The sequence below is a fragment of the Blastopirellula sp. J2-11 genome (assembly GCF_024584705.1).
Classification (GTDB): Bacteria; Planctomycetota; Planctomycetia; order Pirellulales; family Pirellulaceae; genus Blastopirellula.
Genome location: NZ_CP097384.1, coordinates 1,815,262 through 1,831,921, shown reverse-complemented (window position 1 = coordinate 1,831,921; position 16,660 = coordinate 1,815,262). Strand labels below are relative to the sequence as shown.

The 16,660-nt window shown below is 57.2% G+C and carries 13 protein-coding genes; 9 read left to right on the top strand and 4 right to left on the bottom strand.

Features of this window, described 5'->3' with window-relative positions; all coding sequences use genetic code 11:
* Window positions 1-2: 2 nt before the first annotated feature.
* A complete protein-coding gene (locus tag M4951_RS07555) occupies window positions 3-311 on the bottom strand; it encodes a putative quinol monooxygenase (protein WP_262025873.1) in 309 nt (102 codons plus the stop codon).
* 190 nt (window positions 312-501) lie between these two features.
* Between M4951_RS07555 and M4951_RS07550 the strand changes: the two genes are divergently transcribed.
* Complete coding sequence (locus M4951_RS07550) at window positions 502-1,506, top strand: serine protease (RefSeq protein WP_262025872.1); 1,005 nt, start codon at window positions 502-504, stop codon at window positions 1,504-1,506.
* A 120-nt stretch (window positions 1,507-1,626) separates the two neighbouring features.
* Window positions 1,627-2,958 carry a sugar porter family MFS transporter gene (locus tag M4951_RS07545; RefSeq protein WP_262025871.1) on the top strand — a complete coding sequence of 444 codons (1,332 nt, stop codon included), beginning with the start codon at window positions 1,627-1,629 and terminating at the stop codon, window positions 2,956-2,958.
* A gap of 86 nt (window positions 2,959-3,044) precedes the next feature.
* Here M4951_RS07545 and M4951_RS07540 read toward each other — a convergent pair whose 3' ends face one another.
* A complete protein-coding gene (locus M4951_RS07540) occupies window positions 3,045-3,770 on the bottom strand; it encodes an SDR family oxidoreductase (RefSeq protein ID WP_262025870.1) in 726 nt (241 codons plus the stop codon).
* A 304-nt stretch (window positions 3,771-4,074) separates the two neighbouring features.
* Between M4951_RS07540 and serC the strand changes: the two genes are divergently transcribed.
* The 4 genes from serC to M4951_RS07520 all read left to right on the top strand — a co-directional run bounded on the left by serC (window position 4,075) and on the right by M4951_RS07520 (window position 10,420).
* Entirely contained in the window at window positions 4,075-5,187 is a 1,113-nt protein-coding gene (gene serC, locus M4951_RS07535) for a 3-phosphoserine/phosphohydroxythreonine transaminase (RefSeq protein WP_262025869.1), read from the top strand.
* 57 nt (window positions 5,188-5,244) lie between these two features.
* The gene (gene serA, locus M4951_RS07530; protein ID WP_262025868.1) at window positions 5,245-6,864 is read left to right on the top strand and encodes a phosphoglycerate dehydrogenase; all 1,620 of its coding nucleotides are present in this window, start codon (window positions 5,245-5,247) and stop codon (window positions 6,862-6,864) included.
* 99 nt (window positions 6,865-6,963) lie between these two features.
* Entirely contained in the window at window positions 6,964-7,671 is a 708-nt protein-coding gene (locus tag M4951_RS07525) for a metal-dependent hydrolase (protein WP_262025867.1), read from the top strand.
* Between the two features lie 343 nt (window positions 7,672-8,014).
* Window positions 8,015-10,420: a methyl-accepting chemotaxis protein gene (locus M4951_RS07520; RefSeq protein WP_262025866.1), complete on the top strand. Its 2,406-nt coding sequence runs from the start codon at window positions 8,015-8,017 to the stop codon at window positions 10,418-10,420.
* A gap of 169 nt (window positions 10,421-10,589) precedes the next feature.
* Here the strand turns inward: M4951_RS07520 and M4951_RS07515 are convergent, their stop codons facing one another.
* Window positions 10,590-11,957 (bottom strand): GTP-binding protein, encoded by a 1,368-nt coding sequence (locus M4951_RS07515; RefSeq protein ID WP_262025865.1) that lies wholly within the window; start codon window positions 11,955-11,957, stop codon window positions 10,590-10,592.
* Window positions 11,947-13,485, bottom strand: a complete 1,539-nt coding sequence (locus tag M4951_RS07510) for a YcjF family protein (RefSeq protein ID WP_262025864.1) — start codon at window positions 13,483-13,485, stop codon at window positions 11,947-11,949. Before M4951_RS07510 ends, M4951_RS07515 begins: the two co-directional genes overlap by 11 nt.
* Before the next feature lie 253 nt (window positions 13,486-13,738).
* Here M4951_RS07510 and M4951_RS07505 point away from each other — a divergent pair, with 253 nt between their 5' ends.
* Genes M4951_RS07505 through M4951_RS07495 form a run of 3 tightly spaced genes read left to right on the top strand, consistent with a single transcriptional unit; the run spans window position 13,739 to window position 16,659 of the window.
* A complete protein-coding gene (locus M4951_RS07505) occupies window positions 13,739-14,839 on the top strand; it encodes a PQQ-binding-like beta-propeller repeat protein (RefSeq protein ID WP_262025863.1) in 1,101 nt (366 codons plus the stop codon).
* A gap of 39 nt (window positions 14,840-14,878) precedes the next feature.
* Complete coding sequence (locus tag M4951_RS07500; RefSeq protein ID WP_262025862.1) at window positions 14,879-16,189, top strand: coproporphyrinogen-III oxidase family protein; 1,311 nt, start codon at window positions 14,879-14,881, stop codon at window positions 16,187-16,189.
* Window positions 16,186-16,659: a glycine cleavage system protein H gene (locus tag M4951_RS07495; RefSeq protein ID WP_262025861.1), complete on the top strand. Its 474-nt coding sequence runs from the start codon at window positions 16,186-16,188 to the stop codon at window positions 16,657-16,659. Before M4951_RS07500 ends, M4951_RS07495 begins: the two co-directional genes overlap by 4 nt.
* Window position 16,660 lies beyond the last annotated feature (1 nt).

The following is a 16,660-nucleotide window of genomic DNA, read 5'->3' as shown; positions in this document are numbered from 1 at the left end:
AGTTAGGCTGGCTCCACCACTTGTAGCTGCATTCCGAGCACGATGTCGGAAACCTTGGTCCGATATTCGTCCATATGAGGCGCAACCAGATGAGCTTGCAGCGCTTCGATCGATTCCCATTTTTCCATCACCGTCACCACATCGCTGCGGAGCGGAAGTTGCGGTTCAAGCCCCGTTGCGACATCAATGGTCGGACCATACTCAAGGCACCCTTTCTCGGCGTGCACCAACGGCACTAACGCATGAAAGGCGGTTAAAAATTGTTCGCGCGAGCCAGGCTCAAGCTCAATCGTCGCAATCACATAAATCATCGGTGGCAATCTCCGTAGTCGTCAAAATTCAGCGCCCCGCGGCAAACGCCAGGCGAAAATTCAATTTACCAGATTCGCCCGCGCCGCGAATCGCCAGGAGCCTGAGAGCGCCCAGACTTTGGCGGCCGGCAGGCTGTCAGGTATATTGGACCTCACTCATTTTTTGCGTCGCCTGAGGATCTGGCCAACTATGTCACTCGCACGTCTTTCCTGCCTGACTGTCGTCGTGATCGCAATGATGGGATGCGGCAGGTCAAAGCCAACCGCGCCGACGGTCCAGATCACCATGCCAGAAGATGGGGGAGCGCCCGGCAACGGTTTCGTATCAGGCTGGAACGACGCCTACGCCGCCGAGGCCCGAGCGCGACCAAGTGAACGGCCGCCGCCAGGAATGTTTTCGCCCGGCAATCACGCTGCTGCGCCGCGGCCTGGTTATACTCGACCGCCGATGACGAATCCGCCGGTGGTCAACAGACAACCGCCGGTTACGATGCCGCCACGGACGGTTCCTTCCATGCCGCCGGTCTCCGATCCGAATAACTTGACGCCGTTGTCGCCGACGCTAGAGCCGATCGTCGTCCAACTCACGATGACCAAACAAGATGGTCGAGTCGTGCACGGAGGCGGAGTCGTTGTCAGCAAAGATGGCTTGGTCGTCACGACCGCGTCACTTATCCAAGATGCCGTCGCCGGCGAAGCGGTGTTCTGCAATCAACAAAAGACGACTGTCCTGGGACACTTTGCTAACCACGCGGACGATGAAAATCCTCTCGCGGCGGTCATCGTCGACACGCATGGCTTTGAGTTGGAAGCGACGCGCGTCAGTCCGCTCCTGGCTTCCAAGAACATGACCGTCAAGATCGGCGATCCGCTTCTCTATTTTGAGACCGACGCTTTTCCCTTTCCGCGTCAACAAATTGTCGCCAATGGGCTATTGCAACCTCCACACCGACGCACTTTTAATAGGTCGGACCCCAAGCAATATCGAACCATCTATACGACCGCTCGCAGCGAAGATTCTCCACAAGGAAATCCGATGTTTGATCGAACCGGCGAGTTGGTCGCTATCACGATCGTCAACAATAAAAACGCGCAAGTGATCGCCGTATCGATCCATGAGATTGCTGAGCAACTCCCCAGCATGACTCTTGCTCGTTCCACTCGGTACACCGGAGAGATGGCGCCGATGCGGTAATCACCATCAGACGCCGGCGGTGACGGTCCCATCTCGAAGCGATTTCGCGTTGCTGAGCCGTTGATGCTAAGATGTCGCCAATCACCCCCTTACGAACGTCTGCTTTAGCCCCCGCGTATTATGACGAGTCGTCTTTTCTATTGGTCGTTGACGTCGGCGTTGGCCGGCTTTTTATTCGGTTTTGATACCGTCGTCATCTCTGGCGCCGAAGAAACCATCGAAAATTTGTGGAAGCTCGATAAGGTCACCCATGGCCTGGCCATGAGCGCCGCGCTCTGGGGAACCGTGCTCGGTTCGCTGATCGGCGGTTGGCCGACCGATGCTTGGGGACGGCGTAAGACGCTGATTTCGATCGGTGCGTTCTATTTTATCTCGGCGGTCTGGTCCGCGCTGGCGACCGATGTGAATACGTTCATGATCGCTCGGTTCATCGGCGGCTTGGGGGTCGGAATTTCCACGGTTACCGCACCTCTCTACATTTCCGAAATTTCACCGCCGGAGCGGCGCGGGCGTCTGGCGGCGATGTTCCAGTTCAACATTGTCTTTGGCATCTTGATCGCATACGCATCGAACGCGGCGCTGGCCGGCGTCGGCCCCCACGCCTGGCGATGGATGCTGGGAGTCGAAGCGTTTCCGGCGATCATTTACACGCTGATGTGTTTCACCCTTCCCGAAAGCCCCCGCTGGCTGATTACCAAACAGGATGATCGCGCCGCCGGCTTGCACGTGCTGCAAATGGTGGCGCCCGATCGCACGCCGGAGGAGATTGACGCACTCGCCGACGAGATCGCCGAGGCCGCGATAGTCGAAAAGAAATCGCTATCGAGCTTTTGGTCGGCGAAGATGTTCACGCCGATCATGCTGGCCTTCTTGGTCGCATTCTTCAACCAGATGTCCGGCATCAACGCGATTCTCTATTTTGCGCCGCGTATCTTTAAGGAAGCGGGACTTAGCGGCGAGGCGGCGCTGCAGACCTCGATCAGTATCGGATTCGTCAATTTGGTTTTCACCTTCGCCGGACTCTGGCTGATCGATCGCTTGGGGCGGAAGACGCTGCTGGTGATCGGATCGTTTGGCTATATCAGTTCGCTGCTGGGGTGCAGTTGGGCCTCTTGGAACGATCATTACGTCGTTCTAGCCGCTTGCGTGAATCTCTTCATCGCCTCGCACGCGATCGGACAAGGCGCCGTCATTTGGGTGCTGATTTCGGAAGTTTTCCCCAATCGCTATCGCGCGATGGGACAATCGCTCGGCAGTTTCACCCACTGGATCTTCGCCGCGCTGATCACCGCGCTCTTTCCACTTTTCGCCGAGCAACTGGGCATGGGCGCTATTTTCCTCTTCTTCTGCGGCATGATGGTGCTGCAATTGATCTGGGTCGTAACGATGGTCCCCGAGACCAAAGGGGTGCCGCTGGAAGAAATGGAACGCAAGCTGGGCGTGACGCCGTAGCTGGAACGAGATCCACGACAAAAAACGGGACAAGTTCGTAAACTTGGCCCGTCTCCGTTGTCAACTTGATTGATTTCGCCCTGTCGTTATACATACTCCTGCGTCGTCGGCTTCACGATCAGTTCCGGCACATGTGCACGCGGGGGCAAGTTGCAGATCGCCAGGACCACTTCTTTAAAGTCTTCTGGCTGCAGCATTGTCGCGCGATGTTCTTCGGTCACCGGCTTCGGACGTTGTTTTAGCAGCGGCGTATCGACTTCGCCGGGATAGATGTTGGTGATTCGCACGCCGTGCTTGTTCTCTTCGTTGCCGGCGGCGGTCCCCAAAGCGGTCATCGCGAACTTCGACGCCGCGTAGGCGATTCCCCCCAACGCGATCGCGCGTTTGCCGGCAATCGAAGAGATATTGATGATCAGGCCATCTTTTCGCTCGCGCATTTGCGGCAGCGCGGCGTACATCAAGTTGTAGGCGCCGGTCGAATTGATCTGCATCATCCGATCCCAGTCTTCGGGCGTCATCGCTTCCATCGAGCGATTTTTGATGTTCACGCCGGCCGCATTGACCAGAATGTCGACCTTGCCCAGCGTTTGATCGGCCCAAGCGAACAGATCCAGTACGCTTTTGCGGTCTGAAACGTCGACGCTATGGCAATGAATCTCGGCCGACGATGACGCCGCGCCCTGCTCGAGCACCTCAAAACGACGACCGGCGATCGCGACTTTGGCGCCTGCTTCGGCCAACGCCTGAGCAATGGCCAAGCCAATTCCGGTTCCCCCGCCAACGACTAACGCCGATTTTTCCGCCAGACTCATCGCTTCTCCTTCACGTTTTAATTCTGCCGTTCAATCCAAAAGTTGCTCGATTTCCTGGTTTCATCCGTTTTGAGCAGACTCGATAGCTTACCAACTAGGTGAACATCTTGCCGCGGGCGGCCTCTACAGAGCATCCGACAAGCGGCCGTTAGAGTTGGTTTTGGCCGGGTTGGCGAAGTTTTTTTCAAGTTCGCCCGAATTGCCCCCGCCGGCGGTGGAGAGCGCCCTGTACCCAACTCGTACGGAACTGCTTAAAATCGGGGTTTGTTTTTCAATTCCGCTCGCCCCTAGGGGAATAGCTCGCATGAACGCTTCGGTCTCCGACGCTGTCCAACGCGTTTTCAACTTCTCGGCCGGTCCCGCCGTTTTGCCGCTGCCGGTGCTGGAACAGATCCAACGCGATATGCTCGCCCTCCCCGGCGTTGGCAGTTCGATCCTGGAAATCAGCCATCGCAGTCCTCAGTTCATTGATATCGCCAATGAAGCCAAGGCGCGAATCACCAGCCTGCTGAACGTACCGGAAACGCACGACATCCTGTTTCTCCAGGGGGGATCGCGACTGCAGTTCTCGATGATTCCGATGAATTTGCTGCTGGAAGGCCAACCGGCTGACTACGTGCTGACCGGATCGTGGGGCAAAAACGCCGAAAAAGAAGCGGTTAAAGAAGGCAAAGTTCAAGTTGCCTGGGATGGCGCCGATTGCAGCTACAATCGCCTGCCGAAGCAAAGTGAGCTGAAGCTTGACCCGAACGCGTCGTTCGTTCATCTGACCTCGAACGAAACAATCGAAGGGGTTCAGTTCCTGCATGAAATTGAAGCCGGCGACGTGCCGGTGGTCGTCGACTGCTCGTCCGACATCTTCTGCCGCCCTTTGCCGGTCGAACGCTACGGCCTGATTTATGCCTGTGCCCAAAAGAACGCAGGCCCCGCCGGCGTGACGATGGTGATCATTCGCAAAGACTTGCTGCAGCGCGGCGACGCCGAACTGCCCGGCTATTTGCTCTATCGCAATCATGCCGAAGCCGATTCGATGTGGAACACGCCGCCGACCTTCGCGATCTACGTGATGGGTCTGGTCGCCAAATGGCTGCAGGAAGAGATCGGCGGCCTGACGAAGATGGAATCGCTGAACCGCGAAAAATCGTCGCTGCTGTACGACGTCGTCGACAACAACTCCGATTTCTATGTCGGTCATGCGGAAGCGGACAGCCGTTCGCTGATGAACGTCACGTTCCGTTTGCCGAACGCCGACATCGAGAAGAAATTCTTCGCTGCCGCGGCAGAACTAAATCTGACCAACTTGAAGGGTCATCGCAGCGTCGGCGGCGTTCGCGCTTCGATCTACAACGCGATGCCGATGGCCGGCGTTCGCGCTTTGGCCGACTTCATGCAGCAGTTTGCCGACGACAACAAGTAGTCGCGCGCCTCACCCCATCAAGATCTTGCACCCCAATAGCTATCGAAGGCTTCGCTCATGCCCAAAATCCTGGTTCTCGATGAATTGTCGCCCGAAGGCTTGGCGCTGCTCGATGCAGCGGAAGGCTTCGAATACGAAATTCGCCTTAAACTGGTCGGAGAAGATCTCCGCAAGTCGCTGGCCGAATTTGACGGCGCCATCTGTCGCAGCGGGGTAAAGATCACGGCCGAGTCGCTGGAAGGGAACACGCGTCTGCGCTGCATCGCCCGAGCCGGCGTCGGCACCGACAACATCGACAAAGACGCGGCGACCCGCTTGGGGATCGTCGTGATGAATACGCCGACCGGCAACACGGTCAGCACCGCCGAGCACGCCTTCTGCTTGATGATGGCCTTGTCGCGGAACGTCGCTTCGGCCAATCAAAGCCTGGTCGAAGGTCGCTGGGATCGCAAAAAGTACATGGGCTCGCAACTGGCCGACAAAACGGTCGGCATCGTCGGGCTTGGCCGCATCGGCCAGGAATTCGCCAAACGTGCGCTTGCATTTGAAATGCGAGTGATCGGCTTCGACCCCTTTATCAGTCCCGAGCGGGCCGCCGAGTTGGGCATCGAACTCTACTCGTCGGTTAAAGAGATGCTGCCGTTGGTCGATTATTTGACGGTTCATACGCCGCTCACCGCCGAAACGAAGGGACTGATCAACCAGGACGCGCTCGAAATCATCAAGCCGGGCGCTCGCCTGATCAACTGTGCTCGCGGCGGCATTTATGACGAAGCCGCCCTCGTCGAAGGCCTGAAAAGCGGCAAGCTGGGGGGCGTCGCGCTCGACGTTTACGCCGCAGAGCCTTGTACCGACAGTCTGCTATTTGGGATGGAAAACGTCGTCTGTACGCCTCACTTGGGTGCGAGCACCGAAGAAGCTCAGACCCAGGTCGCCGTCGAAGCGGTGCAGTTGGTCACCAACCATCTCAATACCGGCGAAATTCGCCATGCTGTCAACGTTGCTCCGATCGATCCCAAAACGCTCGATTCGATGCGCGGCTATCTGGACGTCGCCTATCGCATCGGCCTATTCGCGGGCCAACTGCACGGCGGCAAACTGAAGGCCTGCAAGCTAAACTATCGGGGCGAAGTCGCCGGCAAAGATACGAAGCTGCTGACCGCGTCGTTCTGTGCTGGTCTCCTAGAGCAAGCGATGGACGAAGGGGGCGCCAACATCATTAACGCCCAGATGTTGCTCGCCGAACGCGGCGTCACCATCTCGACCGAAAGCAGCACCGAAATGGGAAGCTTCTCGAGTTCGATCACGGCGACGCTCGAAGAAGATGGTCGCACGTCGCAAGTCGGCGGCACTCTCTTCGGCAACGACATGCCGCGGTTGATTTTGGTCGACGGACAACGGCTCGAAGCCTATCTCGACGGCACCCTCTTTTTGTTCGCCCACAATGACGTCCCCGGCATCATCGGCCGCGTCGGCACCATCTTCGGCAACCACAACGTCAACATCGCTCAAATGGCGGTCGGACGTTCGAGCACCGGCGGCGCCGTCGGCGTGTTGAACCTGGATGGAGCTCCGCCGCAATCGGCCGTGGACGAAGTGCTGAAGAGCGCCGATATCACCACCGCGCGGATCATCGAACTGCCCAAGGCGGGCGAACTGCCGACCTGGCTGCGATAGTCAGACGTTGATCCAATAAAACCGCAGTCGCCGAGTTTTGAAGCTCGCGACTGCGTGGTAAACTCGTGCGAAACGGAAATTCAGCACGAGGAGCGACCGATGGCGACGCAACTGACCTGGTACGGACATGGAACCTGGCTGATCGATACCGGCAGCCGCAAAATCCTGCTCGATCCGTTCTTGGACGAGAATCCCTCGTCCCCCATCAAAGCAGTCAACGTCGCGGCCGACGTCATTCTCCTTTCGCATGGTCACTTTGATCATGTCGGACTGCGCAGCGACGGCAAATTTGATGTCGTCGAGATCGCCAAACGAACCGGCGCCCAGGTCGTCACCATTCTCGAAATGGCCCAGTGGATCAACCGCCAAGGGGTTGAAAATGCAGTCGGCATGAACATCGGCGGGACGTTCCAGTCGCTCGCCGGCCCGGTTCGTATGACCCAAGCCGTGCACAGTTCTTCCCTTCCCAATGGAGAGTACGGCGGCGCTCCGGTCGGATTTATCCTGGAGGTCCCTGAAGGCCTGATCTACTTGGCGTGCGATACCGATCTGTTCAGCGACATGCAGTTGATCGGTGAAAAAGGAATCTTGCTGGCGATCGTACCGATCGGCGATCACTTCACGATGGGCGTGGACGATTCGATCCGCGCGATTCAATGGATCGCGCCGCAACAAGTCGCTCCCGCTCATTACGATACCTGGCCGCCGATTGCGCAAAATGCGAATACGTGGGCAGAGAAAGTGAAGAGCGAGACGAAAGCCAAGCCGCATGTGATCAAACCGGGCGAAACAATCACTTTGGGCTAAGCGGCTCACCTCTCTGGGTCTTGCTTTTCCAAACGCAGCGTCTTCCTCGATCATGCGGCAAGCCGCACCCCTTGGTCGGTCTCTACTCGCCTTACCGGCTGTTCGGCGCGTTTCTTCAAAGCCATTTTGCGCAGAAGTGAAATTTCGCGCAATATTCGAAGTAATCGCATTGCCCCACTCATTGGCTGATCTATCTTTTCGCACGTTTCAGACTCGCCATCTGAATTGGTAGGTTCGAGTAAATCCCTATCTCAAATCTGTGAACACTCCGATTGCCCAATCGGAAACAAGCTACCTGGCCGTAGTTTTCGTTTACAACGTTTTCGCCCCTTGGAACATGCAGATGAAGACAAACCTCAATCTCCGTTCACAACTGACGCTGGCCTTTTTGGCCTGCGGACTTTTGCCGTTGATCGTTATTGCGGCAGTATGTTACGCGTCGGTTCAATCCGGCTTCGCCAGCGTACAAGACCAGTCGACCGAAGCTTTGAAAAGCAGTTCGACAGACGCTCTCGTTGCCCAACGTGAACTAAAGAAGAAGCAGCTACTGAGCTATTTTGGCACGATCAATAGCCAGGTTCAGACTTTCTCTGAGAACGGCATGGTTGTCGACGCGATGCGTGAATTCCAGAATTCTTTTCGTGAATTCCGCAATGACGCAGAACTCTCGGCGGATCAGATTAAAACGATGCGAGCCGACTTGCTGAACTATTACACAGGCCCCTTCGCCACTGAATACGCCAAAAACAACGACGGCAAATCGCCTCCTGCGCGACAGTACTTAGGTCAGCTCGACGACGACTCGATCGCGCTGCAGCACGCCTATATCTTCAAAAACAACAATCCGCTCGGCTCCAAGCATCTGCTGGACGCTTCGGCGGACAAGTCGGACTATTCGCAATTGCACGCCAAGGTTCATCCGATCATCCGCGACTATCTCGACAAGTTTGGCTTTTACGACATCTTTCTCGTCGACGCCGAGTCAGGCGACATCGTTTACTCGGTCTTCAAAGAGGTCGACTATTCGACGTCGCTTCTGAACGGTCCCTACGCAGATAGCAACTTTGGCGAAGCGTTCCGTAAAGCGAATGCTGCAACCAATAGAGATGAAGTCGTCTTCGTCGACTTCGCCCGCTACGCTCCCTCGTTCGAAGCTCCGGCCAGCTTTATCGCGTCGCCGATCTTTGACGGAGACAAGAAAATCGGCGTCGCCATGTTCCAGATGCCGGTCGATCGGATGCTGGAGATCATGGCCGTACGCGATGGCCTGGGAGAAACCGGCGAAACGATCCTAATTGGCCCCGATTTCCTGATGCGGAGCAACTCGCATCTTGATCCGGAAAATCACGGACTCCTCACCTCTTGGAAGTATCCTGAAAAAGGGAAAGTCGACACCGCCGTCACGCGTGCCGTGTTTGAAAAAGGAGAGTCTGGCGCCACCGCGATCAAGGACTATCGCGGCGAAGAAACAATCATCGCCTACGGCCCTATCGAACTGAACGGCGTCACCTATTGTATTAGCGCCAAAATGGACAAGTCCGAAGTTTTGGCTTCCAGTCAAGCGATGGCCGCGACGATCAGCGGCGTCAAAGGTTCGGTCGTCGCCTGGTCGGTTGGACTGGGCGTCTTGGCCGCTCTCGTGCTGACGATCGTCGCCGTGGTCCTTTCGCGCAAGATCGCCAATCCAATTCAAGCTGCGGCTCAGTTCGCCCAAAACATCGCTGCTGGCGACCTTCGCCATCGCTGCGACGCCAAAGCGACCGCCGAAGTGGGTCACTTGATCCAAGCGATGAACGAGATGCGCGACAACCTGGCGGGTTTGCTGGGTGAGGTCGTTTCGACCTCCGACGTGCTGCAAGGCTCGTCGACCGAATTGACCGGAACCGCGGAGCATCTTTCGCACGGCGCCCTGCAAACGACCGAACGAGCGGCGACCGTCTCCGCCGCCGCAGACGAAATGTCGACCAACATGGTCAGCATGGCCGCGGCGACCGAACAGATGTCGAGCAGCATCAACAGCGTCGCGACCGCGATGGAAGAAATGTCGAGTACGATCAACGAGATTGCCCGCAACGCCGAACGCGCCTCCTCCTCCGTTTCCTCGGTCGCCAACCTTTCGGCGGCCAGCAATGAGCGGATCGAAGCGTTGGGCGCCGCGGCGGCCGAGATCGGCAGCGTCATGCAGGTGATTCAAGATATCGCCGAGCAGACCAACTTGTTGGCGCTCAACGCCACGATCGAAGCGGCCCGGGCCGGTGAAGCTGGCAAAGGTTTCGCCGTGGTCGCGACCGAAGTGAAAGAGTTGGCGCGGCAAACCGCCTCGGCGACCGACGACATTCGCAAACGGATCGAAGCAATCCAGCAAACGTCGTTTGAAGCGGTCGACTCGATCGGCAAAATCACCAGCGAGATCAACGATGTGAACGAAGTTTCGCGGACGATCGCTTCAAGCGTCGAAGAGCAAGGAATCGCCACCAAAGAAATCGCGAAGAACATCGCTCAGGCCGCCTGTGCCGCCCAAACCGTTTCGACCGGGATCCAAGAGTCGGCCCAGGCCAGCCAAGAGATCTCGCGAAACATCACCGGCGTCAACGATTCGGCCAAAGAATCGACGACGCACGCCGAAAAGACGAAGACCGCCGGCGTTTCGCTCCACGAGCGCGCCGATGGTCTACGAACGACGCTGAGCAAGTTCCAGTTGGAACAACAACACGGCGGCGACAAATCAACGCCGACGATCAGCGTCTAACGCGAATGCTAAAGAGCAAGCCGATCGAACCTAATGGTTCGATCGGCTTTTTTGTTTCTTGAACTTGGCGCAGAAATAAAAGGGGAAGAAATAAAGAGGGTCAGGTCCCAATTTCGCGGCGAAATTGGGACCTGACCCTCTTTATTTCGCGGACCCTTTTTTCGTCCTGCTAGTTGGCCGGATTCGCGTGCTGGTTAATCCGCAGCTTCTTCAAAATCTCATCCCGCAGATTTTGAATCACCGACTTGCGGTCGGTCTTGTCCAAAATCTTTTGCACCACCGACTTCGGTCCTTCACTTCCCCACGATGCGCCATGCTCGAAGTAGTACTTCGCTGACTGGCCAACGATGTACGATCCATAGCCGGCCGCAGCGCCTTGCGGCAAGACCGTAAGGACCGACCCCCAACCGAGCGTCACCGCTTTCAGGCTCCACATGATCGCGTGGGTCGTCAGTTCTCCCAGCGTCACCCAGCCGGCGGCTTGAAAGATCGACTTGACCAACTTCTCGGCGTTGGCCCAGGTCATTTCAATGCCGTAGATGTGGGCCAGGTGCCAGACCATCGCCACATCGACCGCGCCGCCGCCGATCACGTCGGCGATTGGCGCCGGATTGAACGCAACGGTTGTCGCTTTCACCACGGCATAGCCCCAGATATGCTGATTGGCTCGGTCGTTGCGAATCTTCAGTTTCAGCGATGCGATCCGGTCGGACTTGTCAGCCGAGTACATCGCCGCGTTCAGCGCTAACAGCGCCAGGCCATCTTGCTCCAGCACTTCCAGCATCTTTAGCTGCAGCGCTTCGATGTTCGGCTTCGGCTTGCGCCATTGACTGGTCGTCGTGCCGTTGGCCGCTTCCACGATGTATTCGACGTCGCGCGGATCGGCCGACGTTTCGACAATATTCTCGGGCTGGATCACGCCGTCCAAACGTTGCGCTAGAACTTCGTGCAGGCGTTTCCGCTGATCGGGCGAATAGAGATCGACCTTGTTCAGCACCAAGATGATCGGTTTGTTGACGGCCGCGAGACTAACCAGCGCCGAGTATTCGGTCTCGTTCAAGTCCGAGTCGGTCACAAACAGCAGCATGTCGCTGCGCCGCGCGGCGTCTTGCGCCATCTCGCCGCGATGAGCGCCGCCGACTTCGTTGATGCCTGGGGTATCGATCAGCACCACTTCGCTGCTGCCGAGTCCCGGAATGCGATAGCCGCAACCATCCCACGCGACGTGCCAGATCTCGCGGGTCCAACCTCCTTGGACATCGACTTCGGTGACCGCCTGACCGACCATCGCGTTGATCAGGGCCGACTTGCCGGTGCTGATTTCGCCAAAGACGACGATCTCGACGCGACCGCTGGTCAGTTTGGATTCCATCTCTTGCATCTGCCGCAGATCGCGACGGAGCAAGTCTTTCTCTTGATCCGAGCAACCGCGAAAGCGATCGAGCGTGCTACGCACCGAATCGAGCGCATGTTGGTAACGCTCGTCGTCGACGTGCGGCGGCGGATCGGTCGTTTCGGGCGAACTGTCAGTCGACATATTGATTGCGGGCCTGTTGCACCAATTGGCGAAGGTAGCTGAGTTGCGTCACGCGGCGCCATTCGCGCTCGGCCAGACCGGCAAGTCCCCCTTCCGGCTCGCGCATCTCGTGTTTGAAGTATTCCATAAAGACGTTGCCGATCCAGCGGGTCACCAGCGCCATCACCACCAAATGCAGTGCGGCTCCCGCCAAATATCCAGCTCCGGGGACCGTCTTCAGCAGCGAGGCGACCGCCGGCACGGCGATGTTCACCCCCAAAATGCCAAGCAGGTTCTTTCCCAACTGTCCCATCAGTTGAACCGCGACGTCGATATCGACATCCTGTTTATAAACTTTCGCCAAGTCGACCACCATTTTGGTCGAAATCGCAATTCCTGCCGCGATATCGACAAACGGCATCGGGCTGAGTGCGGCCGAAGCGCCGCCGACTCCCCACATATATTTTGTGACGATCTGATTGGCGCGGCGATCGAGCGCTTGCTCTACTTTCAAGCGAGCTTGATCGACCAGCCCGCGAGATTGCAGCAGCAAGTTGGCCAGCAACAAATCGCTGCCATCCTTTTTGACGACCTGCATCATCCGGTTGGCCAGCGGCTCTATCGCCACCGGCACGGTCACCTCTTCTTCGATCTCGCTGCCGTCAGCGGCGATCCGGATGCGACGACGCGTGGTCGCTCGAGCACGAACCGAGACGATATCTTCGCGGCGAACAAAATCTTCGGCCTGTTTTGAGATCTGCTGCAACAGCTTCGCGCGGTCGGCGTCGTTATAGAGGTCTTCTTTGTTGAAGCAGATAATCACCCGCTTTTCCATTTGGCCCAGTAGTTCGAGCAAGCGGAACTCGGAATCACGCAGCGGACCGTCGACCACCAATAAGATGATATCGGCCGTTTTGGCCGACTCGGCGGCGATCGTCTGCCGCGTCTCGCCGTCAACTTCTCCCAGCCCCGGCGTGTCGACCAGGATCACCTGATTGTCGCCTACCCAAGGGATTTCGTTGCGTGTGACCGTCGTGCCGCCGGCGATCTCACTGGCGAACGCGTTGCGTCCGGCCAGCGCGTTGAGCAGCGACGACTTGCCGCTGCTGATCGTGCCGAAAGCGACGATCTCCAACCGCTGATGATCGAGCTTGATTTCGAGCTTTTCGCGCAAGGGGGCCAGTTGTTCGGCCAGATCGTCGTCCCCTGCTTCGGTTTGAAAGTCATCGATTGACGCGAGATTTTCGGTCAATTCGTTTCGCCGCTCGTCGGCCGAAAGTTGGCTCGGGTTGCGCTGACGACGTTCTTTGCGCTGCGTCTTCAGCCGTTTGGCCCGAACCAGACGATACAGAACCCAACTGGCCGCTCCGATAATCAGCAGGGCTCCACCGATGACGCTGACCAGATAGGCGACCTGGGCCATGCCCCCCAATTCGGCAGCTTCGCGATAGTACGACGCGACCATCGACGGCAAATAGATCAGCCCCCCGCCGATAATCACCAGCGTGACAATAATCCAGAACGAGTTGGGAAGGGGAAATCGCTTCATAGTAAAAGCCGCATCAGTGCGGCGGAGAAAACTCCTGAATTACGCCAATTTACGCCACACCGCGGGGGTAGTTCGTCGCTAATAGGTCAGATTTGCTGGAATGTTGGGAAATTCACCAAAAATCAGCCAGGTCGGTTGATAGCCTTATCGTTACAAACTGCTCTCGGAGAGCAAGCGTGTGCCAATGGCGCCTGCTTTTGGTAGAATAGAGAGTCGCCGCATTCCTTTTCCCGCCGCTGGAGCCTTCTACGCCATGTCTCGCATTTTGTCTGCGCTGATCATCGCGTTTTGGTGTGCGCCGCTCCAGGCCGATTGGCCCCTTTTTCGGGCCGATCCGGTTGCCAGCGGAGTTGCCGCCGAATCGTTGCCAGCCGATCTAGAGTTGCTCTGGAAGTACGCGGTCGAAAAAGGCGCGTTTGAAGGGACCCCGGCCGTTGTCGACAACGTTGTTTATATCGGCGATCTGGACGGTGCGATCTACGCATTGAATCTTGCCGACGGCAAAGAGATCTGGAAAAAATCGATCGACACCGGCTTTTATGGTTCGCCCGCCTATCGCGACGGCAAAGTTTATCTGGGAGACATGGACGGTCTGCTTCATTGCTTAAGCGCCAAAACCGGCGACGTTTTGTGGACCTATGAAACGGGCGCCGAGATCAACGGCAGCGTTAACTTTTATCAAGACAAATTGCTGATCGGCTCGCAAGACGCGACTCTCTATTGCCTGACCGCGGCCGATGGCCAACTGGTTTGGAAGTACGAAATCGCCGATCAAATTCGCTGCATGCCGACCATCGTCGAAAATCGCGGCTTTGTCGCCGGTTGCGACGCCAAGCTGCACATCATCGATCTCGACAAAGGGACGAGCGCTGCGAGCGTGCCGATTGACGCACCGACCGGCAGCACTCCGGCCGTTCACGGCGACCTGGTCGTCTTTGGGACCGAAGGGGGAACGCTCTACGGCATCGACTGGAAAAAAGCGGTGGTCCGTTGGACCCATGAAGATGATCGCGGACGTCAGGCGTTTCGCGCCAGCGCCGCAGTCACCGACAAATTGGCGATCATCGGCGGACGCAACAAACGTGTCGCCGCCGTCAATATGACCAACGGCAAGCAGCTTTGGTCGTTTCCGACCCGTGGACGGATCGACAGTTCGCCGGTTATCGCCGGCGACAAGGTTTATTTTGGTTCGTCCGACGGCAAAGTTTACGGCTTGAAAATCAGCGACGGCTCCGAAGCATGGAGCTATGAAGCCGGCGGTAGTTTCACCGGCGGACCCGCGATCAGTGACGGCAAGTTGCTGATCGCCAGCGATGACGGCAACGTCTATTGCTTTGGTAAGAAATCAAAATAACAGTGCGGCAAGTTTGCACGATTAACCCGCAGGAGCTTCATGGCCACCGATTCAGTCAAAACCGAGGTCGGCAGCTACTTCATCTCGAACTATCCTCCCTTTTCGCAGTGGAGCGAGGACTACATTCCCGATCTGCAACAGGCGCTGGCCAGCGAGCCGCGACCTGGCGTGCCGTTGGGTCTGTATCTGCACGTCCCGTTCTGCCGCAAACGCTGCAAGTTCTGCTATTTCCGCGTTTACACCGACAAGAATGGTTCTGAAGTCGAGACCTACGTCTCGGCCCTGGTCGATGAGATTGAGCTGGTCAGCAAACAAGCGGCGATGGGGGGACGACCGTTCCGCTTCGTCTACTTTGGCGGCGGTACGCCTTCGTTCCTCAGCCCGAAGCAACTGCAACGGCTGGAAGATCGCCTGCGCAAGAGCATCAGTTGGGACCAGGCCGAAGAAGTCACCTTTGAGTGCGAGCCTGGCACGCTAAGCGAGACCAAGGTCAAGACGCTCCGCGACATGGGCGTCACCCGGTTGAGTCTGGGGATCGAGAGCTTCTCCGACAAGATCCTGGAAGAGAACGGCCGCGCGCATCTCTCGAAAGAGGTTTACAAAGCTTGGGAATGGATCGAGCAGGCGCAGTTCCCCAACGTCAATATTGACTTGATCGCTGGAATGGTTGGCGAGACATGGGACACTTGGCGAGACAATCTGGTGAAAACGTTGGAGCTGTCGCCCGAGTGCGTCACCATCTATCAGATGGAACTGCCGTTCAACACGGTCTATTCCAAAGACATCTTGGGGAACAAGATCGAAACGCCGGTCGCCGATTGGCCGACCAAGCGAGCCTGGGTCAGCTACGCCTTTGATGAGTTGGCTAAAGCCGGCTACTCGCAGTCGAGCGCCTACACGATGATCAAAGACCCGACCAAGATCAGCTTCAGCTACCGCGACAACTTGTTCGGCGGCGCCGATCTGTTAGCGACGGGAGTCGCCAGCTTTGGGCACATCTCTGGCGTTCACTACCAGAACAAAACCGAGTGGGCCGACTACACCGGCGATCTGCTCGAGAAAAAGCAACTGCCGCTAAAGCGCGCCTATCGGCCGACGCCCGAGCAAATGCTGATTCGCGAAACGATCTTGCTGTTAAAGCGAGGTTACTTGGACGTCGATTACTTCCAAACCAAATTTGGCGTCAACATCGTCGAGAAATGGCAGCCGATCTGGAATGAATATGTCGAAACCGACATGGCGACCATCGACGGCAATCGGATCGAACTGACGCGCGACGGACTGCTGCGGGCCGACGGCCTGTTGCCCCCGTTCTTTGAAGAGCAACACCAGGGAGTTCGCTATACATGAGCGACGACTCTCTTGTCTTCATGATGGGCAAGTTCGAGGCCACGTTTCCGACCGATCGCCAGTACGCCAAAAACCATACTTGGGCCAGCCGCGTTCAAATCAGTCACGGCCAGCAAGGTTACCGCTTCGGCTTTACCGCCTACGCGGTCCGGTTGTTGCAAGACGTTTATTTTTTGGAGTGGAGCGTCGACGCGCCTACCAACTTGCGGCAAGGTCAGGAAATTGGCTTCATCGAGAGCAGCAAAGCGGAAAGCGATTTGTACGCTCCGCTGGCCGGTCAGCTGACAACGCTGAACCCGGCGCTGCTAAGCGACCCTTCGCAGATTAACCTGGATATGTATGGAGCTGGGTGGCTGTACGAAATCGACGGCCCCGGTGACGAATTAATGTCGCCGGAAGAATATCTGACGCACCTCGCGGGGGTGTGGGAAATTACCCAGCGCACGATCAAAGGCCAACTCAACGAGTAAC